The sequence below is a fragment of the Ruminiclostridium hungatei genome (genome assembly GCF_002051585.1).
Lineage (GTDB): Bacteria > Bacillota > Clostridia > Acetivibrionales > DSM-1351 > Ruminiclostridium > Ruminiclostridium hungatei.
On the sequence record NZ_MZGX01000058.1, the window covers coordinates 1 to 2,085 of the forward strand.

Genomic DNA, 2,085 nt, shown 5'->3' on the forward strand with positions numbered 1-2,085 from the left:
AAATGTAGTTGTATCCATTAATACAACTGTTACTAATGATAAAATATCTGCTACCCAAACAGTAAAAAATGGGTCATATACTGTAGTCCAAACAAACCTTTCAGTGCAAACCAATAATTATTATAAGTACACCCATAGTCTTACGAGTGTGAGTAGCGTGGTAGCTAGTAAGATAAATATTGGTACTGGCATTGGTACAATTTCTCAGGAGACGAATAAAAGTATCCTTACAAAGGAACAGGCTTCAAAGCTGATAGGGAAGGAGTATCCAGTGATAGGAATAGTTCCCAATCGGTATACAGAAAATGAAATCACCAAGCTTCCTGAAACGGTTACTTATAAAAGTGGCGGAAATACATATACCTATAGATTGGCTCAGGATTATACAGTTGTTATGGGTGTACCAATATCTTACGGTATAATGGTAAATGTTAATGGAAAATCTGTATTATCGAATGTATATAGCTATCAATTGTTTGAAACGGATTTACCAAAAATGGATATAGGTGTAATATTCATTGGACCAATGAATAAGGGAACGGCATCTGTTACTGTAAAATATGGAGATGAGGCTGTTTCAGTTTATAGAGGCGGTAGTAATTTTACTATAAAGCCTAAAGAAATTAAAATTGATAATGCGACTGGCTTGGTCAAAGATACGCATGGCATTTCATTAGACGTTAATCCCAATGCTGTATCAAAGTTTGGTGGGGCATATAAGATTGATTCGTTGCCTGAAGGATTAAAGATTATTCAAAGAGGAACAAGGACAGAACATTTTGAAATTGTACCAACTAAGCCCATGACTGTTGATAGGTTTCAAGAATTACTTAACAAAATAAAAACTTCACCAGTTAAATAACTTTGAATGGAGGGATTAAGGATGAGCGAATTTAATATTTATTTTTCAGATGACTCTGAATTGGAGGAATATGAAGCAACTAGCAGAGGTTATAGGTCAGATGTCTATGTTAAGATTAATGGCAGTATTTTCAATGTAAACGTGTACGCAATGATTAGATTACAGCAAGATTTTGAGTCAGAGATGGAAAGCTATGGTTTTTATGCAACAGAACCAAATTTAGTCTTGGTAAAAGATACTAACAAGGCTGAAATCATTGAAACAATCAAAAAACTATATAAACAGAAATACTTTGAAGGTATCAAGTCTGTAGAATACATCGAAATAAACAAGTTAATAAAAATTTACTGAGGATTACAGGTACAGGGGTCTGCAATGACCTTTCCATATTACTAAGTGAACCATTGCCTTCTGTTGTATTACCAAGATTTAATATCCCTAGAGTAAATATCCCCGTTCCTGCATTCTAAGAGATTTGAAGGGTGGTATAAAATGGTAAACATATATAATTGTAAAATTTATTGGGTATCTGCTAAAAATGGTGGGAGAGAAAAGCATCCTGAAGGTAAACAATATTCAACAGTAGCAATGTTTGAAGATATTAGAGATAGATGGCCAGATGAGGCATGGAGTGTAATCATAGATTTTATTAAACATGAAGGTGATTGTTCAGAAGGTAATATACGATTTTTAGTTGAATGAGCACCTAATAATTTGCTCTATACTGGTAGTAAATTTGAGTTATTTGAAGCGAGTAAAAAGGTAGCAATAGGAGAAGTTTTGTAATAAAATGCTATAGGCGGTTGTCTGTACGATGACCGTCTTTCTTTTTTTTTATGCCAGTAGACATAAAACAGGGAAGTGAACCAGTGTTTTAGATTTTGATTTATATGACAAGGCAGGCAGACTGTACGAGGTAATTGCAGAGGGCAAAACCACCACCTATGAATATTACGCAAACGGAAGCAGAAAGAGCGTAACCTATGGGGACGGGGCAAAGGAAGAATACACCTATTACGGTGACGGCCTGAACAAGACCCTGGTGAACAAAAAGGCCGACGGCAGCAGCATAGACAGCTACAGCTATACCTATGACGGAGCCCACAACCAAATTTCCAAGACAGACACAAAGGGAGCAACAAACTACGAGTATGACAGCCTGAACAGGCTGGAAAAAGTAACGGAACCCAATGGCAGGACAACCAGCTATACCTTTGACAAGG

At 36.2% G+C, this 2,085-nt stretch carries 4 protein-coding genes; all 4 read left to right on the forward strand.

The features are described 5' to 3' along the window. Positions 1 to 862, forward strand: an 862-nt coding sequence (locus CLHUN_RS22405) for a hypothetical protein (RefSeq protein WP_207559199.1), incomplete at its 5' end; no start/stop codon positions are given. Positions 863 to 883: 21 nt separating this feature from the next. Continuing rightward, positions 884 to 1,213 carry a hypothetical protein gene (locus CLHUN_RS21420; protein ID WP_080066708.1) on the forward strand — a complete coding sequence of 110 codons (330 nt, stop codon included), beginning with the start codon at positions 884 to 886 and terminating at the stop codon, positions 1,211 to 1,213. Between the two features lie 141 nt (positions 1,214 to 1,354). Then, on the forward strand, positions 1,355 to 1,564 hold the full coding sequence (locus tag CLHUN_RS21425) for a hypothetical protein (RefSeq protein WP_080066709.1): 210 nt from the start codon (positions 1,355 to 1,357) through the stop codon (positions 1,562 to 1,564). A 340-nt stretch (positions 1,565 to 1,904) separates the two neighbouring features. Continuing rightward, positions 1,905 to 2,085: RHS repeat domain-containing protein (locus CLHUN_RS21430; RefSeq protein WP_133051135.1), on the forward strand; the 181-nt coding region annotated here is incomplete at its 3' end.